At 66.5% G+C, this 16664-nt stretch carries 15 protein-coding genes; 12 read left to right on the top strand and 3 right to left on the bottom strand.

Translation table 11 applies throughout. The annotated features are described in order from the left end of the window. Window positions 1–82: 82 nt before the first annotated feature. The 7 genes from EV666_RS07970 (at window position 83) to EV666_RS07940 (ending at window position 6712) form a co-directional block, all read left to right on the top strand. Window positions 83–781 (top strand): metal-dependent hydrolase, encoded by a 699-nt coding sequence (locus EV666_RS07970; protein WP_132005748.1) that lies wholly within the window; start codon window positions 83–85, stop codon window positions 779–781. A 301-nt stretch (window positions 782–1082) separates the two neighbouring features. Further along, a complete protein-coding gene (gene gatC / locus EV666_RS07965) occupies window positions 1083–1370 on the top strand; it encodes an Asp-tRNA(Asn)/Glu-tRNA(Gln) amidotransferase subunit GatC (RefSeq protein WP_132005745.1) in 288 nt (95 codons plus the stop codon). Window positions 1371–1478: 108 nt separating this feature from the next. Continuing rightward, window positions 1479–2960: an Asp-tRNA(Asn)/Glu-tRNA(Gln) amidotransferase subunit GatA gene (gene gatA / locus EV666_RS07960; RefSeq protein ID WP_132005742.1), complete on the top strand. Its 1482-nt coding sequence runs from the start codon at window positions 1479–1481 to the stop codon at window positions 2958–2960. Window positions 2961–3006: 46 nt separating this feature from the next. Further along, window positions 3007–3639, top strand: coding sequence for a 7-carboxy-7-deazaguanine synthase (gene queE, locus EV666_RS07955; protein ID WP_132005739.1), 633 nt, complete (start codon window positions 3007–3009; stop codon window positions 3637–3639). After that, window positions 3639–4016: a 6-pyruvoyl trahydropterin synthase family protein gene (locus tag EV666_RS07950; protein ID WP_132005736.1), complete on the top strand. Its 378-nt coding sequence runs from the start codon at window positions 3639–3641 to the stop codon at window positions 4014–4016. The genes queE and EV666_RS07950 overlap by 1 nt, the downstream gene beginning before the upstream one ends. Before the next feature lie 57 nt (window positions 4017–4073). Continuing rightward, on the top strand, window positions 4074–5558 hold the full coding sequence (gene gatB / locus EV666_RS07945) for an Asp-tRNA(Asn)/Glu-tRNA(Gln) amidotransferase subunit GatB (RefSeq protein ID WP_132005733.1): 1485 nt from the start codon (window positions 4074–4076) through the stop codon (window positions 5556–5558). 410 nt (window positions 5559–5968) lie between these two features. Next, a complete protein-coding gene (locus EV666_RS07940; protein ID WP_132005730.1) occupies window positions 5969–6712 on the top strand; it encodes a glutathione S-transferase N-terminal domain-containing protein in 744 nt (247 codons plus the stop codon). Between the two features lie 28 nt (window positions 6713–6740). Here the strand turns inward: EV666_RS07940 and EV666_RS07935 are convergent, their stop codons facing one another. Further along, window positions 6741–7439, bottom strand: a complete 699-nt coding sequence (locus EV666_RS07935) for a TetR/AcrR family transcriptional regulator (protein WP_165909931.1) — start codon at window positions 7437–7439, stop codon at window positions 6741–6743. A 181-nt stretch (window positions 7440–7620) separates the two neighbouring features. On the opposite strand from EV666_RS07935, the gene EV666_RS07930 reads away from it, so the two are divergent. Then, complete coding sequence (locus EV666_RS07930) at window positions 7621–8784, top strand: HlyD family secretion protein (protein WP_245514291.1); 1164 nt, start codon at window positions 7621–7623, stop codon at window positions 8782–8784. 139 nt (window positions 8785–8923) lie between these two features. Beyond that, window positions 8924–10516: a DHA2 family efflux MFS transporter permease subunit gene (locus tag EV666_RS07925; RefSeq protein WP_132005721.1), complete on the top strand. Its 1593-nt coding sequence runs from the start codon at window positions 8924–8926 to the stop codon at window positions 10514–10516. A 184-nt stretch (window positions 10517–10700) separates the two neighbouring features. Here EV666_RS07925 and EV666_RS07920 read toward each other — a convergent pair whose 3' ends face one another. Both EV666_RS07920 and EV666_RS07915 read right to left on the bottom strand, forming a co-directional pair. After that, the gene (locus tag EV666_RS07920; protein WP_132005718.1) at window positions 10701–11198 is read right to left on the bottom strand and encodes a CinA family protein; all 498 of its coding nucleotides are present in this window, start codon (window positions 11196–11198) and stop codon (window positions 10701–10703) included. A gap of 100 nt (window positions 11199–11298) precedes the next feature. Further along, the gene (locus EV666_RS07915) at window positions 11299–12558 is read right to left on the bottom strand and encodes a bifunctional 2-C-methyl-D-erythritol 4-phosphate cytidylyltransferase/2-C-methyl-D-erythritol 2,4-cyclodiphosphate synthase (RefSeq protein WP_132005996.1); all 1260 of its coding nucleotides are present in this window, start codon (window positions 12556–12558) and stop codon (window positions 11299–11301) included. Window positions 12559–12732: 174 nt separating this feature from the next. Here EV666_RS07915 and dusB point away from each other — a divergent pair, with 174 nt between their 5' ends. The 3 genes from dusB to ntrC are packed head-to-tail and all read left to right on the top strand — an operon-like array spanning window position 12733 to window position 16422. Further along, the gene (gene dusB / locus EV666_RS07910) at window positions 12733–13764 is read left to right on the top strand and encodes a tRNA dihydrouridine synthase DusB (protein WP_132005715.1); all 1032 of its coding nucleotides are present in this window, start codon (window positions 12733–12735) and stop codon (window positions 13762–13764) included. Then, window positions 13761–14918 (top strand): two-component system sensor histidine kinase NtrB, encoded by a 1158-nt coding sequence (locus tag EV666_RS07905; protein ID WP_207906360.1) that lies wholly within the window; start codon window positions 13761–13763, stop codon window positions 14916–14918. The genes dusB and EV666_RS07905 overlap by 4 nt, the downstream gene beginning before the upstream one ends. 4 nt (window positions 14919–14922) lie before the next feature. Beyond that, a complete protein-coding gene (gene ntrC, locus EV666_RS07900) occupies window positions 14923–16422 on the top strand; it encodes a nitrogen regulation protein NR(I) (RefSeq protein ID WP_132005712.1) in 1500 nt (499 codons plus the stop codon). Window positions 16423–16664: the final 242 nt, after the last annotated feature.

The following is a 16664-nucleotide window of genomic DNA, read 5'->3' as shown; positions in this document are numbered from 1 at the left end:
CGCCATATCTATTTGTTTAAACGCATTTTCTTCACGAAAAGTGGAATTCACTTTTCCCGAAAATGCCCTAGGGGAGAAACAGATGCAGATCACCTGGTATGGTCATTCGGCGTTTCGTCTGGATTTCGGCGGCCGCGCCGTCCTGATCGATCCGTTCTTCACTGGCAATCCGTCGTTCGACGGCGACATCAGCGCCATCGAGAAGGGCGTCACCCATATTCTCGTCACCCACGGCCACGGCGACCATGTGGGCGACACGGTCGACATCGCCAAACGCACCGGCGCGACGGTCGTCACCAATTATGACCTGTGCATGCACCTGGCGACCCAGGGGCTGGAGAAGTTTGAGCCGATGAACACCGGCGGCACCGTCGATGTGGGCGGCTTCCGCGTCACCCTGGTGCGCGCCGATCATTCGGCCGGCATGATCGAGGCCGGCGTCGACCGGCCGCTCGGCAACCCCAACGGCATCATCGTCCGCGCCGAAGGCGAGCCGACGGTTTACGCCATGGGCGACACCGACGTGTTCTCGGACATGGCGTTGATCAATGAACTGTATGCGCCGGAGATCGCGTTCGTTCCGATCGGCGACCGCTTCACCATGGGCGCGGAACACGCCGCTTTCGCCGTGCGCAAGTTCTTCAGCCTGAAGGCGGTGGTTCCGTGCCACTACGCCACCTTCCCGCTGCTTGATCAGGACGCCCGCAAGTTCGTCGACGCCATGGAAGGCGCGCCGACCCGCGTCATCCTGCCGACGAAGAACGAGGCCTTCACGGTGTGACGTCAGGCGCAGCTGTTGCGTTTCCGCCGGCGTAGCTGGCGGCATGGCCGGACGGACCGGAACGGGTCTGTCCGGCTTTTTGTACTTCGCGCCTTGTCGCCCGGGCTGGCGCATGGGCCGCAATTGTTGCAGCGCTGGCGCCCTGGGTGCTATAGCCCCGACATTCGTCCGGCGGCGCGCCAGAGGCAAGCCCCCGGGCAGTCCGAACCCCACAATTCCTGGCGTTGCTCCGCTGTTGCGCTGGCGGAGCGGTTATCGTCAGTGTTGGTCCAGACCAACGCCAGAACCCAACGGAGGCGGCATGTCCGTCGATGCGACCACTGTCCGACGTATCGCCCATCTGTCCCGCATCGCGGTGAGCGACGCGGACGTTCCGCACCTTGAGGATGAGCTGAACTCCATTCTGGCGTTCGTGGAGCAGCTTGGCCAGATCGACGTCTCCGGCGTCGAGCCGCTGACCTCGGCCATGGCCATGACCATGCGCCTGCGGGCGGATGAAGTCACCGACGGCGGTTATGCGGCGAAGGTCGTGGCCAATGCGCCGGTGAGCGAGGACAATTTCTTCCTGGTTCCCAAGGTGGTCGAGTAACCGCGGCGCGTTCCGCCGCCCACCGCCCGCCTGTCGTTCCCCGCCTGCCGCGCGGGCGTCTGGCCTGGCCCACGTTTGCAAGTTTGCCCCCGAGTTTGAAAGACGCACATGTCTGATCTGACCGATCTCACCCTGGCCGAGGCGCGTGACGGACTGCGGGCGAAGCAGTTCTCCGCAGTCGAACTGACCCGCGCCCATGTTCAGGCGATGGAGCAGGCGCGCGCTCTCAACGCCTATGTGCTGGAGACGCCGGAAAAGGCGCTCGCCATGGCGGCGGCCAGCGACGCCCGCATCGCCGCAGGAGAAGCTGGCCCGCTCGAAGGACTGCCGGTTGGCGTCAAGGATCTGTTCTGCACCGAGGGCGTGCGCACCACCGCATGCAGCAGGATTCTGGGCGAATTCATTCCCGGCTATGAATCGACCGTGACCGCGAAGCTGTGGGCCGACGGCGCCGTGATGCTGGGCAAACTCAGCAATGACGAGTTCGCCATGGGCTCGTCGAACGAAACCTCGTGTTTCGGTCCGGTGATCTCGCCGTGGCGGCGGGACGGTTCTGACGCCGCCATCGTGCCGGGCGGCTCATCCGGCGGCTCTTCGGCCGCCGTCGCCGCCAAGCTGTGCCTCGCGGCCACCGCCACCGACACCGGCGGCTCGATCCGCCAGCCGGCGGCCTACACCGGCACGGTGGGAATCAAGCCGACTTACGGCCGTTGCTCGCGCTGGGGCATCATCGCCTACGCGTCGTCGCTGGACCAGGCCGGGCCGATCGCCCGCACGGTGCAGGACGCGGCGATCATGCTGAAGTCGATGACGGGCCTCGACCTGAAGGACACCACGTCGTTTGACGCGCCGGTCCCGGACTTTGAGGCCGCGGTGAAGCGCGGGGTCAAGGGCCTGACCATTGGCATTCCGAAGGAATACCGCGCGCCGGGCATGTCGGCGGAAATCGACGCCTTGTGGGAGCGCGGCGCCCAGTGGCTGCGCGACGCCGGCGCCAATGTGGTCGAGGTGTCGCTGCCGCACACCCAATACGCCCTGGCGGCCTATTACATCATCGCCCCGGCGGAGGCGTCCTCGAACCTCGCCCGTTACGACGGCGTGCGCTACGGCGTGCGCGTTGACGGCAAGGACATCGCCAGCATGTACGAGAACACCCGCGCCGCCGGTTTCGGCCGCGAGGTGAAGCGCCGCATCATGACCGGCACCTATGTGCTGTCGGCCGGTTATTACGACGCCTATTACGTGCGGGCCCAGAAGGTGCGGGCGCTGATCAAGCGCGATTTCGACGCGGCCTTCGCCAATGGCGTCGACGCCATCCTGACGCCAACGACGCCTTCCGCCGCCTTTGGTCTTGGCGAGAAGATCGCCGCCGATCCGGTGGAGATGTATCTGAGCGATATCTTCACCGTGACGGTGAACCTGGCGGGCCTGCCGGGCATTTCCGTGCCGGCGGGGCTGGACGCGCAGGGGCTGCCGCTGGGGCTGCAACTGATCGGCAAGCCGTTCGACGAGGAAACCCTGTTCGCGGCGGGCGAGGTGATCGAGCAGGCGGCGGGCCGTTTCGCGCCGGCCGCATCCTGGTGGCGCTGACAGGCGCGTTCGTCAGCGGGGAGCCCGGCTGGGCTGGAGCATGGCCATGACCTATGCGGTCAAGGAAATCTTCAAGACATTGCAGGGCGAAGGCGCCCAGGCTGGCAGCGCCGCCGTATTCTGTCGCTTCGCCGGCTGCAATCTCTGGACCGGCCGTGAAGAAGACCGCCACAAGGCGGTCTGCCAGTTCTGCGACACCGACTTCGTCGGCATGGACGGCGAGGGCGGCGGACGGTTCGCATCGCCAGCGGCGCTGCTGGACGCCATCGAGGCGGCCTGGGGCCCGGGGCGCGTCAACCGGCTGATCGTTTTCACCGGCGGCGAGCCGCTGTTGCAACTGGACGCGCCGGCGCTGGCCGAGGCGCATCGCCGTGGTTTCCGCTGCGCGGTGGAGACCAATGGCACCATCGCCGCGCCGGAAGGCCTCGACTGGATCTGCGTCAGCCCGAAGGCCGGCGCGGACCTCGCGCAGCGGCGCGGCCATGAGCTGAAACTGGTGTTCCCGCAGCCAACCCTGATGCCGGATGCGGTGGCCGACCTTGATTTCGCTCATTTTTTTCTGCAACCGATGGACGGTCCCGATCGGGCCGCCAACACCGCCGCCGCCGTGCAATGGTGCATGGACCACCCGCAGTGGCGGCTGAGCGTGCAGACACACAAGGTAATCGGTATTCCGTGATGTTCGAGCTGTCGAAACAGTTCCGCTTCGAGGCGGCCCACACCCTGCACCGGGCGGCGGAAACGCGCGAGGTGGAGAGTAGCCGGCGCATCCATGGCCATTCCTACCGGGCCGAGGTGACGGTGCGCGGCCGTCCTGATCCGGCGACCGGCATGATTATCGACCTGACCCTGTTCGAGCGGGCCATGGAGACGGCGCGCGACGGGCTGGATCACCGCTTTCTTGACGAGGTGCCGGACCTTGGGCCGGCCACCATGGAAAATCTTGCCCTGTGGATCTGGCGCAAGCTGCATCCGGCCTGTCCTGGCCTCGCGGCGGTGACGGTCCACCGCGACTCCAATGGCGAGAAATGCACCTATTTTGGCGAGGCGGCCTGAGCGCCCCCACCCCTGTCTGGACGTGAGGCGGCGAGAGACCGCCGGAAGGATGACCCGATGAATGCTCCCGTGCGCATGCCAAAACTGATCAAGGGCGCCACCGGCGACTGGGAAGTGGTGATTGGCATGGAGGTGCACGCCCAGGTGTCCTCCAACGCCAAGCTGTTCTCTGGCGCCTCCACCGAATTTGGCGGTGACCCGAACGATCACGTGTCGCTGGTGGACGCGGCGATGCCAGGCATGCTGCCGGTCATCAATGAGGAGTGCGTCAGGCAGGCCATTCGCACGGGCCTTGGCCTCAAGGCGCAGATCAATCTGCGCTCGGTGTTCGACCGCAAGAACTATTTCTATCCGGACCTGCCGCAGGGCTACCAGATCAGCCAGTTCAAGGACCCGATCGTCGGCGAGGGCGTGCTGACCATCGACCTCGAAAACGGCGCCCAGGTCGAGGTGGGCATCGAGCGCCTGCATCTGGAGCAGGACGCCGGCAAGTCGCTGCACGACCAGCACCCGACCATGAGCTTCGTCGACCTGAACCGCTCGGGCGTCGCCCTGATGGAGATCGTCTCCAGGCCGGACCTGCGCAGTTCCGAGGAGGCGAAGGCCTATGTGACCAAGCTGCGCTCGATCCTGCGTTATCTGGGCACCTGTGACGGCGACATGGAAAAAGGCTCGCTGCGGGCCGACGTCAATGTCTCGGTGCGGCGCCCCGGCGAGGGCCTTGGCACCCGCTGCGAGATCAAGAACGTCAATTCCATCCGCTTCATCGGCCAGGCCATCGAGTATGAGGCCCGCCGCCAGATCGGTATCCTGGAGGATGGCGGCGTCATCGACCAGGAAACCCGCCTGTTCGATCCGGGCAAGGGTGAAACCCGTTCGATGCGCTCAAAGGAAGAGGCGCACGACTACCGTTATTTCCCCGATCCAGACCTGCTGCCGCTGGTGTTCCCGCAGGAGCTGGTGGACGATCTCGCCGCGCATCTGCCGGAGCTGCCGGATGAGAAAAAGGCGCGGTTCATCAACGTTCTCGGCCTGCCGGCTTACGACGCCGGCCTGCTGGTGGCGGACAAGGACACGGCGGATTATTTCGAGGCGGCGCTGAACGCCGGCGGCGGCAAGCGCGACGCCAAGGCAGTGGCCAACTGGATCATGGGCGACATTTCCGCTTACGCCAATTCTGTCAGCAAGGCGGTGTCACAAACCTTCATCACGCCGGAGCAGGTGGCGGGCATCGTCGATCTGATCGGCGAAGGCGTCATTTCCGGCAAGATCGCCAAGGATGTGCTGGCGATCATGGTCGAGGAGCAGGGCGGTGATCCGCGCGCCATCGTCGAAGCGCGCGGCATGAAGCAGGTCACCGACACGGGCGCCATCGAAAAGGCCGTGGACGAGATCATCGCCGCCAACCCCGACAAGGTCGCCCAGGCGCAGGCCAAGCCAACCCTGGCTGGCTGGTTCGTCGGCCAGGTCATGAAAGCGACGGGGGGCAAGGCCAATCCGCAGGCGGTGAACGAACTGGTGAAGGCCAGGCTCGGCCTCTGAGTCAAAGAGGGCGCCGCCGGTCCGGCGGCGCGTTTCCGCCGGGAGCCCGGATGCGAAAACGTCCGGGCTTTTTTGTGTTTGCACGCCTTTGTGTTTGCTCGCCTGGTGATGGCGAGCTCCTGGGCCGCCGGCCAATTGCCTTCCTCACGCCGATTTGATTATGCTGCCGGGGCCTGGAGGGGCTCCGTCGTGTTCCGGAGCCAACCAGGGAACATGGTTTGTGGATGGGGATCTGGCCGCTGACCGGGGGCTGGCCAGTTCCTTGTCAACCTGTATTGTTCTGGACAGACTGGCTGTCCTGCCCCAGCCGTCTGCCCGGCGCGAACCTGGCGACGGAAGGCGACGTGTTCGCGGGGCACAGGGACAAGAACCGGTGGATCCGGCCTTCAGGCCGGCCTGGGGAGACATTGATGGCGGAAGCCCAAACCGCGCCGATCGAACTGTTTTACTGGCCAACGCCCAATGGCTGGAAAATCTCGATCATGCTTGAGGAATGTGGCCTTCCTTATGTGGTCCGGCCGGTCAATATCGCCAAGGGCGACCAGTTCAGGCCGGAATTCCTCGCCATCTCCCCGAACAACCGCATGCCGGCGATCATCGATCCTGAAGGGCCGGGCGGCCAGCCGATTTCTGTTTTTGAATCGGGCGCCATTCTCCAGTATCTCGGTCGCAAGACCGGCCTGTTTTACCCGGCGGATGAACGCCAGCGGGTCGCTGTTGACGAGTGGTTGTTCTGGCAGGTGGCCGGGCTTGGCCCCATGGCCGGGCAGGCGCACCATTTCCGCATCTACGCGCCAGAAAAGTTCGCTTACGCCATTGAGCGCTATACCCGCGAGGTCGGCCGTCTTTATGGGGTGATGGACCGGCGGCTGGCCGACCGGGAATGGCTGGGCGACGCCTATTCAATCGCCGACATGGCGACCTATGGCTGGGCCCGCCTGTGGGAGCGTCAGGGGCAGGACATTACGGCGTTTCCCCATGTGCAACGCTGGCTGAAGCAGATGGAAGCCCGGCCGGCGGTGCAGCGCGGCCTCGCGGTCCGCGCCGACGACCGGGACAAGACCAATCTGGCCGCCGATCCCGCGGCGCAAAAAATCCTTTTTGGCCTGGGACTTCCCGGTGTCGCCGGCAAGCCCGCCGGGTCGGAAAGGTAGCCGGGCCGCCCCTGGCCGGTTGGTGGCGTCAGGCGCCGGGGCGGTAGCGCCCCATGAACATGTCGAGCGCCGAGACGATGGTCTTCTGGATGGAGGTGTCCGAGGTGTCGGACGGCGCGCCAAAGAACAGCGGTTTGACGATGGCCCCCTGGCACAGCTCATAAAATTGAGCGGCCGCCAGGGCGGTGTCCGGAATATCCAGCTGGCCCCGCGCCGTGCATTCATCAAGATAGCCGGAGAGGTGGTTGATCCCGTGTTCCGGGCCCGCCTCATAAAAGATCTGGCCCAGCGCCGGCAGCTTGATTGACGCGGCGATCACCATGCGCACCATGGCGATATGCTCCGGCTCCAGCATGCGGCGGATAAAGCTGACGCCATAGGCGTGCAGGACGGCGCGTATATCCGGGTTGTTGCGGTCCAGAATGGCCTGCTGTTCCGCCGCCGCCTGCAGGTCCGCCCGCACCAGATCGGCGAAAAGCCCTTCCTTGCTGGTGAAGTAAACGTACAGGGTGCCTTTCGACACGCCAGCGGCGCGGGCGACGCCGTCCATGCTGGCCGCATCGAACCCCTGGGAACGAAAAACCTGGCGCGCGCCGGCGAGGATCTGGTCACGCTTGCCGTCTGGCGCCAACGGCGCCGCCGTCACGGCGCGCGCGCCGGCGTCGGTCTCGCCCCTGGCGCGGGACTGATCTGCTGGCAGTGCATGCCCTGGTGCAGGCGAGGTCATTTTTTGCATACCTTAACTCGCGGGTCGCCTTGACCTGGCGGAAATCTGGCGGCTGCCGGAACTGCTGTGAGTTCGGCGCCGTTATCCGTTTCATCCATTGACTGAACGGTTCGGTCAAAATAATCAACTGTTCTCTGTCGGGACAAGGCGCCAGATGGCGAAGAGCGCCTGGAGATGTTTGATGAGCAGGCAGGACAATGCTGGCGGTATGGGCGGCGGCGCCCCGGTGGGGGCGCGCCAGGACGTGACGGCGGCCCATGCGACCGATCACGCCACGGCGCAGCCGCGCCGGAGCCGGAAGAAAGTCATCCTGGGTGGTCTGGCGGTCGCGGCTGTTGCGGGCGTCGTCTGGGCTGGCGCTTACTGGTGGACCACCGGCCGTTTCATGGTCTCGACCGACGACGCTTACGTGCGGGCCGACATCACCCTGCTGGCCGCCAAGGTTTCCGGCTATGTGACCGAGGTTCTGGTGGACAATAACCAGGACGTGAAGGTGGGCGACGTCATCGCCCGTATCGACTCGGGCGACTACCGCCTGGCGCTCGAATCGGCGCGGGGCAAGGAAAAGACCCAGCTGGCGGCGCTCGACCGCATCTCGCACCAGATTGACGCCGCCCGCGCCGCCGTCGCCCAGGCGCAGGCGCAGATTCCCGCCGCCGAGGCGGACGTCATCCGCACCCACGCCGAGCTGGAGCGCCAGAACAAGCTGGCCCAACGCGACTTCGCCAGCCAGCAGAAGCTGGAGCTGGCGCGCGCCGACCAGGCCCGGGCCGACAGCTCGCTGATGGCGGCCAAGGCGGCTCTGGCGTCCGCCAACGCCAATGTCGCGGTGCTGATCGCGCAGAAGGGCGAGGCCGAGGCCGTGCTCAACGAATACCGCATCGCCACCAGCAAGGCGGAGCGCGACCTGTCGTTCACCGAGGTGCGTTCGCCCATCAACGGCGTGGTGGGCAACAAGGCGGTGCAGACGGGCCAGTATGTCCAGCCGGGCCAGCGCCTCGCCGCGCTGGTGCCGCTCGACGAGGTCTATATCGACGCCAATTTCAAGGAAACGCAGATCTCCAGGCTGAAGCCCGGGCAGAAGGTGGAAATCACCGTCGACGCTTATCCGGACCGGCATTTCACCGCCACGGTGGAAAGCCTGTCGCCGGCGTCTGGCGCGCTGTTCAGCCTGCTGCCGCCGGATAACGCCACCGGCAACTTCACCAAGATCGTGCAGCGCATGCCGGTGCGGCTCTCCATCGAACGGGAAGAGGCGGCGGAGCATGTGCTGCGCCCGGGCCTCTCCGTGGTGGCGACGGTGGACGCGCGCACCGGGCCGAAGGCGCAGGCGAAAGCGCCCTGATCAGGCCAGAGCCGTTCGCGGGGCGGGCGCCGGAGGCGGCGCGCGGACCGTTGTTTGAAAAAGCGCAGCAGCGCGAGGACGACATGCCGGCCAGGCCCCTGGGATGATCCCGGCCCCGGACGGTCAGGGGATCACGGTCATGACAGCCGCCGCCACCGCATCCGGGATCGCCGGCGCCGTTCCGGCGACGCCGGTCGCGCCGCCACTCGACAAGCGCCGGTTCATCGCCTTCATCGCGATGGTGTTCGGCATGTTCATGGCGATTCTGGATATTCAGATCGTTTCCGCGTCCTTGCCGCAGATCCAGGCTGGCCTCAGCGCCAGCGCCGACGAAATCCCCTGGGTACAGACCAGCTATCTGATCGCCGAAGTGATCATGATTCCGCTGTCGGGCTTCCTGTCGCGGGCGCTGTCGACGCGGGTGCTCTTCACCATATCCGCCGCGGGCTTCACCTTCATGAGCCTGATGTGCGCCACGGCCACGACGATCGAGCAGATGATCGTCTACCGGGCGCTGCAGGGGTTCATCGGCGGCGGCATGATCCCCACGGTGTTCGCGGCGGCGTTCACGGTGTTTCCGCCGGAAAAACGTCCGATCGTCTCGCCGATCATCGGCCTTGTCGCCACCATGGCGCCGACCATCGGCCCCACCGTCGGCGGCTATCTCACCGACATCTTCTCCTGGCACTGGCTGTTCCTGATCAACATCGTGCCCGGGATCGTGGTGACCATACTCTCGGTCACGCTGATCGACTTCGACGAACCGGATTTCGCGCTGCTGCGGCGCTTCGACTGGACCGGGCTGATCACGATGGCCCTGTTTCTGGGCAGTCTTGAGTTCGTGCTTGAAGAAGGTCCGATAAAGGACTGGTTTTCCGACGAATATATCGTTGTTTTCACCGCCGTGGCCATCGTCGCCTCGGGGCTGTTCTTCTGGCGAACGCTCACGGTGGACGAGCCCGTCGTCAATCTGCGCGCTTTCACCAACCGCAATTTCGCGGCCGGGTCGCTGTTCAGCTTCGTCATGGGCATCGGCCTGTACGGGCTGACCTATCTTTACCCCATCTACCTCGCCCGCATCCGCGGCTATTCGCCGTTGCAGATTGGCGAAACCATGTTCGTCACCGGCGCGGCGATGTTTCTGTCGGCGCCCTTCATCGGCAGGCTCTCCGCGATAATGGACCAGCGCGTGCTGATCGGCATCGGCTTCGGCGCGTTCGCCCTGGGCACATGGATGGTGACGGGCATCACCGCCGACTGGGATTTCTGGGAGCTGTTCATTCCACAAATCCTGCGCGGCGTCGGCATCATGGCCTGCATGGTGCCGGTGAATAACATCGCCCTCGGCACCCTGCCGCCCGATGAGGTGAAAAACGCCTCGGGCCTGTTTAACCTGACGCGAAACCTCGGCGGCGCCGTGGGCCTGGCGCTGATCAACACCGTGCTGAACAACCGCATGGACCTGCATCTGCAACGCCTGGCCGAACAGGTGACCTGGTCGCGCGATGTGGCGCTGGAGCGGCTTTCCGCCCTGACCGGCGCGATGGCGGCGCGGGGATCGGACGCGGACATGGCGGCGCTGAAACAGATGGCGCAGCTGGTGCGACGCGAAGCGACGGTGATGGCTTTCGCCGACGTCTTCTACCTGCTGAGCTTCCTGTTCGTCGCGCTGATTTTCCTGACGCCGTTCATCAACAAGCCGGACGCCGGCGTTCAGGTGGACGCCCACTGAAACGCCGGTCATCGGGCGCGCGCCGATGCATCGGCCGCTTTCCCGCATGAGCGCGGGTTACGCGGGGCTTGCCGGAAGCGCGTGGCAAGGCCGCCACGAGTCATGCCCGGCAAAGCCCCCCGCCGGCAGGCAGCGCCCCGCTGGCGGGCAAAACCATAAAAGGCGCCGCCCGGCGGAGGGCGGCTTACTCTTCCGCCATCTGGCGAAGCAGATCAAACGCCTGCAACACCGACGCCGCGCGGATCGCCTCGCGGCCGATCTCGCCGAACTGGCGCTCCACATGCAGCGTCTCGCGGCCTTCGCGGGCGGCGGCGAAATGCACCAGGCCCACCGGCTTGTCCTCACTGCCGCCGCCAGGGCCGGCAATGCCGGTGATGGCGACGGTGACGTTGGCCGGGCAGCGCGACAGGGCGCCGATGGCCATGGCCCGCGCCGCCTGTTCGCTGACCGCGCCGAAACGCTCCAGCAGCTCCTTCGGCACGCCGACCATCTCGTGCTTGGCGCGATTGGAATAGGTGACGTAGCCGCGGTCGATGACGTCCGATGCGCCCGGTATGCCGGTGAGCGCGGCGGCGACAAGACCGCCGGTGCAGGATTCGACAGTGGCGAGCGTCAGCCGGTAGCGGCGGTAAAAAGCCAGCAAATCTTCAGCCTGCCGTTCGATGTCCGGCGCGATGATCATGGCGCTTTCCCCGTTGATGTGAGCATGAGGTCAGGGCGAAACGTTCGCGGCCCGCATGGTTGCGCTGGCGAGAACGCCGACGCGGAGCGGGCGTTTTACGTCACTTCGCCGGCTCGGGGTGTTCCCCGGATGCGATGCGCCCGTCCGTGTCGCCGGATGAGCCCGGGCCTGGCAGCCGGACGGAGGCGACAGCCTGGGCGGCGATGCCCTCGCGGCGACCGGTGAAGCCCAGCCGCTCGGAGGTGGTCGCCTTGATCGAAACAGCAGTTTCGCCGACCCCGACTATTTCCGCAATCCGCGCGCGGATGGCGGCGCGGTGCGGCCCGATTTTCGGGTATTCGCAAACGATCACGACGTCGAGATGATCAATGACCCCGCCGCGCGCCCGCACCAGCCGCACCGCATGCGCCAGGAACCGGTCCGACGCGGCGCCTGCCCATTGCGGGTCGCTGGGCGGGAAATGCGTTCCGATGTCGCCGTCGCCGATGGTTCCGAGCAGGGCGTCGGTGAGGGCGTGCAACACCACGTCGCCGTCGGAATGGGCGGTGACCGCAAGGTCGCTGGGGATGCGCACGCCGCCCAGCCAGATGTGGTCGCCAGGCGTGAAGGCGTGCACGTCATAGCCGATGCCAGTGCGGCTGATGAGGCTGGCGGCGGGGGCTTGCATGACAGGCGCCCTGAAATCGTGTGGATGGGTGATCTTGCTGTTGGCCGCCTCGCCCTCGAACACATGCACGGGCAGGCCGGCCCATTCGGCGATCGCCGCGTCGTCGGTGAATTCCGCCGGTTCGCCAAGGGCGCGTCGGTGGGCGTCGAGAATGGCGGCGAAGCGGAAGGCCTGCGGCGTCTGGATGGCGCGCAGGGCCGGACGCGGCAGGGTCGCGGTGACCTGGCCGCAGGCGTCGACCGCTTTGATGGTGTCCGACACGGCGAGCCCCGGCACAGCGGAGCCATGGGTCCTGGCGGCGGTGATGGCGCGCCGGATCAGGCTGGCGCTGGCCCAGGGGCGGGCGGCGTCGTGGATCAGCACATGGTCCGGCGGCGCCGTCATCGACGCCAGCGCCTCCAGGCCGTGGCGCACCGAGGCCTGGCGGCTGGCGCCGCCATCCACAGACATCAGCCGGCCGGAATATTCAGCGCCAAGGCCGGCCACGGCGGCGTCGAACAGGCCGCGATCTTCCGCCCGCACAACCACGACAACGCGGCGGATGGCCGGCAAGGCGAGAAAACTGCGCAGGCTGCGCAGCAGCACCGGCTCGCCGTCGAGATCGCGATACTGCTTGGGCGCGCCGGCTCCAGCCCGTTCGCCGCGACCGGCGGCGACAATAATGGCGTCCACGGCGCCCTGATCCGCGTCCATGTCCGCCTCGTTGCGCGCCCGCCGGGCAGTCGCTGCGTTTTGACCTGTCATGAATGGCTCCACCTCACGCGCCCCTTTAGTGCATCTTGTGGCGGAGGGGAAATGGCGCGGCGACAGGCGCGGGCGTCGCCGGCTCTGGCGCTGGCGGCGTCGCGCCGGTAAAAGACATGGATCATGAACGACCAGGCGAGGCGTGGTTTTCACGCCATTGACAAACTGCGGACCGGCGGCGGCGCGGCGCTGGCCCCGATGTCCGGCGTGACGGACGTGGGATTCCGGCGGCTCGCCGGACGCTTTGGCGCGTCGCTGGTGGTTTCGGAAATGGTGGCCTGCCGGTCATTCGCCCATGGCGACGCGGAGGCGTCAACCCGCGCCGAAGGCGCCGGCGTCGACGTGCATGTGGTGCAGCTCGCTGGCTGCGAGGCGCACTGGATGGGCGAGGGCGCGCGTGTCGCCGAGGCGGCCGGCGCTCACATTATTGACATCAACATGGGCTGCCCGGCCCGCAGCGTCACGGGCGGCCAGTCCGGTTCGGCACTGATGCGCGACCTGGATCATGCGCTGACGCTGGTGGAGGCCACGGTCGCGGCCGTGACGGTTCCTGTCACCCTGAAGATGCGGCTGGGCTGGGACGACGCCACGCGCAACGCGCCTGAGCTCGCCCGGCGGGCGGCGGCGGCCGGCGTCGCCATGGTGACGGTGCACGGTCGCACCCGTCAGCAATTCTACAAGGGAAGCGCCGACTGGCGCGCGGTCAGGGCGGTGCGCGAGGCGATCGCCCTGCCGCTGATGGTCAACGGCGACATCGCCAGCGCCGCCGATGCGCGCGCGGCGCTGGCGCAATCCGGGGCGGACGCGGTGATGGTTGGCCGCGCGGCGCTGGGGCAGCCGTGGCTGGTGGGCGAGATCGCCGCCAGCCTGACTGGCGACATCCGCCGGACGCCTGAGCATGCGGAGCAGGTGGCCGCCATGTGCGAGCATTATGAGTGCATGCTCGGTCTCTATGGCGTTGACGTGGGCGTGCGCCATGCGCGCAAGCACCTGGCCGCCTTCGCCGCGCACGCCGGCGCGCCCTCCGAACTGCGCGCCGCCCTGACCGCCGCCCGCCAGCCACACGAGGTGTTGCGCATGCTGCGGGCGATTCCGGACCGCGCTTCCCGAAACATCGCTCCCCAGACCTCCGCCAGGCAGGACTTCGCAGCATGAGCAAAACGTCAGGCGCTGATCACATCCCGGACCCCGGGGAGGCGCCTGGCGCCAGCGCGGTTCCTGACGCGGGGGACATCCTCAATGTCATGCCGGCGCCCATCATGACCGTAGGCCCCGGAAATCGGGTGCTTTACGTCAACGTGGCCGCCGAGGACTTCTTCGAGCAGAGCCGCGCCGTGTTGCAGCGGCGCACGCTCGATCAGGTGTTCCCGTTCGGTTCGCCGGTGCTGGCCATCGTCGAGGAAGCGCGCCAGCGCAAAACCAGCGTCAACAGCTACGGCGTCGCCATCGAGCGTCCCTGGACGGCCCGGGTGCGGGTGAGCGACATTTTCGCCGCGCCGATGCCGGAGAATGATGAAAATATCATCATTGTGCTGCAGGAGCGGACAATTGCTGAAAAACTGGACAGGCAACTGACCACGCGCAGCGCAGGCCGCTCCATGAGCGTGCTGGGATCGATGCTGGCGCATGAAATCAAGAACCCGCTGTCCGGCATTCGCGGCGCGGCGCAGCTGCTTGAGCAGTCAGCCAGCGAAGAGGACCAGGAGTTGACCCGGCTCATCTGCGACGAGGCCGATCGCATCGTCAAGCTGGTCGAACGGATGGAGTTTTTCAGCGACGAGCATCCGGCCGGGCGCGAGCCGGTGAACATTCATGGCGTGCTCGACCACGTGCGCAAGCTGGCGCTGAGCGGCTTTGCCCGCCACATCCGCATCAACTGTCATTATGATCCATCGCTGCCGCCGGTCCACGCCAACCGCGACCAGCTGATCCAGGTATTTCTCAACCTTGTGAAGAACGCCGCCGAGGCCATCGGCCCGGACGCGCAGGACGGCGAAATCAACCTGACCACGGCGTTTCGCGCCGGCATTCACATCCAGACGCCGGGATCACGGCAGAAAACCAGCCTGCCGCTGGAATTTTGCGTCACCGACAATGGCCCCGGCGTGCCGCCCGACATGCTGCCAGACCTGTTCGATCCCTTTGTCACCACCAAGATGCAGGGAAGTGGCCTGGGTCTTGCATTGGTGGCGAGGATCATCGGCGACCATGGCGGCGTCGTTGAATGTGAATCGGTGGCGCACAGGACGGTGTTTCGCGTTCTGATGCCCATGTACTCGGCCCATGACGGCCGGGGGACGGAGGCTTGAACCCATGGCTCGCGGACAAATCCTGCTCGCTGACGACGACGCCGCAATCAGGACGGTGCTGAACCAGGCGCTGACGCGGGCGGGCTACGAGGTGCGCGCCACCGGCCAGGCCTCGACCCTGTGGCGCTGGGTGGAGCAGGGCGACGGCGACCTCATCATCACCGACGTGGTGATGCCGGACGAGAACGCCCTCGACGTGCTGCCGCGCATCAAGAAGCTGCGGCCGGACATGCCGATCATCGTCATGAGCGCCCAGAACACGTTCATGACGGCGGTGCGCGCCTCCGAACGCGGCGCCTACGAATATCTGCCCAAGCCCTTCGACCTGAAGGAACTGGTGGCGATCGTCGGCCGGGCCATATCGCGGCCGCGTGGCGAGGGCCTGGCGGCCCAGACCCAGGACGGGGACGACATTCCGCTGATCGGCCGCTCGGCCGCCATGCAGGAAATCTACCGCGTGCTGGCGCGGTTGATGGCCACGGATCTCACGGTGATGATCACTGGCGAGTCCGGGACGGGCAAGGAGCTGGTGGCGCGGGCGCTGCACGACTATGGCAAACGCAAGGGCGGCCCGTTCGTCGCCGTCAACATGGCGGCGATCCCGCGCGACCTGATCGAGGCCGAACTGTTTGGCCACGAGAAGGGCGCCTTCACCGGCGCCGCCCAGCGCAGCGCCGGCCGCTTCGAGCAGGCGGAGGGCGGCACGCTGTTCCTCGACGAGATCGGCGACATGCCGATGGAGGCGCAGACCCGCCTGCTCCGGGTGTTGCAGCAGGGCGAGTACACCACCGTCGGCGGCCGCACGCCGATCCGCGCCAATGTCCGCATCGTCGCCGCCACCAACAAGGATCTGCGCGGCTCGATCCAGTCCGGCCATTTTCGCGAGGACCTGTACTTTCGCCTGAATGTGGTGCCGCTGCGCCTGCCGCCGCTGCGCGAGCGTCTTGAGGACATTCCCGACCTGATGCGCCACTTCTTCTCCCTGGTGGAGAAGGAGGGGCTGCCGCGCAAGCAGATCGACGCCGAGGCCATGGACCGCCTGAAGCGTTATCGCTGGCCGGGCAACGTGCGGGAACTGGAAAATCTGGTGCGGCGTCTGGCGGCGCTCTATCCGCAGGACGTCATCACCGCGCCGATCATCCAGGCGGAGCTGGAGCCGACGCCGGCTGCGGCGGCGGCGGCCGCGCCTGAGGCGCAGCACCGGCAGGCGCCGGCCCTGTCCGCGCCCCCCATCACCGCGAAAGCCGGCGGGGATAACCTTTCCGCTTCGGTGGAGCAGCACCTGGCCAATTATTTTTCCGGCTTCCGGGACGGTTTGCCGCCGCCCGGCCTCTATCACCGCATCCTGCGCGAGGTGGAGGGGCCGCTGATCGGCGCGGCGTTATCCGCCACGCGCGGCAACCAGATCAAGGCGGCGGAGTTGCTGGGGCTCAATCGCAATACCCTGCGCAAGAAGATCCGCGATCTCGATCTGCAACTCGTTCGCTCGGCGCGGGTTCGCTAGGTCCTGGCGCGGGAAGGGCGGTAGCCAGGGGGCTGGCGGCCAGACCCGGCCGCCGCGCGTGGTGGATTGACCCCGAAACGGCCAGTTACGGGCCATATGGTGGGGGCGACGGTTCCCGTCGCCTCCAGAATGTCGTATTTCAACAACACTGTGACGATTGTGCCGACACGCTGATTCCGCTGGCCGTATGGGCGGGACGTGAGGCTGTCTGTCCTGCCCCGACGCGGAGGCTTCGGGAAAAT

It is taken from the genome of Camelimonas lactis (genome assembly GCF_004342915.1).
In the GTDB taxonomy this organism is placed as follows: domain Bacteria; phylum Pseudomonadota; class Alphaproteobacteria; order Rhizobiales; family Beijerinckiaceae; genus Camelimonas; species Camelimonas lactis.
Note: the sequence above shows the minus strand (reverse complement) of the source record. Positions and strands in the feature narration are given on the sequence as shown.

Coding starts and splice junctions, on each gene's coding strand:
- EV666_RS07950 (WP_132005736.1), top strand. CDS start 3,639: ATGTTCGAGCTGTCGAAACAGTTCCGCTTCGAGGCGGCCCACACCCTG.
- gatC (WP_132005745.1), top strand. CDS start 1,083: ATGTCCGTCGATGCGACCACTGTCCGACGTATCGCCCATCTGTCCCGC.
- gatB (WP_132005733.1), top strand. CDS start 4,074: ATGAATGCTCCCGTGCGCATGCCAAAACTGATCAAGGGCGCCACCGGC.
- EV666_RS07970 (WP_132005748.1), top strand. CDS start 83: ATGCAGATCACCTGGTATGGTCATTCGGCGTTTCGTCTGGATTTCGGC.
- dusB (WP_132005715.1), top strand. CDS start 12,733: ATGAACGACCAGGCGAGGCGTGGTTTTCACGCCATTGACAAACTGCGG.
- EV666_RS07940 (WP_132005730.1), top strand. CDS start 5,969: ATGGCGGAAGCCCAAACCGCGCCGATCGAACTGTTTTACTGGCCAACG.
- EV666_RS07925 (WP_132005721.1), top strand. CDS start 8,924: ATGACAGCCGCCGCCACCGCATCCGGGATCGCCGGCGCCGTTCCGGCG.
- EV666_RS07915 (WP_132005996.1), bottom strand. CDS start 12,558: ATGGACGCGGATCAGGGCGCCGTGGACGCCATTATTGTCGCCGCCGGT.
- ntrC (WP_132005712.1), top strand. CDS start 14,923: ATGGCTCGCGGACAAATCCTGCTCGCTGACGACGACGCCGCAATCAGG.
- EV666_RS07930 (WP_245514291.1), top strand. CDS start 7,621: ATGAGCAGGCAGGACAATGCTGGCGGTATGGGCGGCGGCGCCCCGGTG.
- queE (WP_132005739.1), top strand. CDS start 3,007: ATGACCTATGCGGTCAAGGAAATCTTCAAGACATTGCAGGGCGAAGGC.
- EV666_RS07905 (WP_207906360.1), top strand. CDS start 13,761: ATGAGCAAAACGTCAGGCGCTGATCACATCCCGGACCCCGGGGAGGCG.
- EV666_RS07935 (WP_165909931.1), bottom strand. CDS start 7,439: ATGACCTCGCCTGCACCAGGGCATGCACTGCCAGCAGATCAGTCCCGC.
- gatA (WP_132005742.1), top strand. CDS start 1,479: ATGTCTGATCTGACCGATCTCACCCTGGCCGAGGCGCGTGACGGACTG.
- EV666_RS07920 (WP_132005718.1), bottom strand. CDS start 11,198: ATGATCATCGCGCCGGACATCGAACGGCAGGCTGAAGATTTGCTGGCT.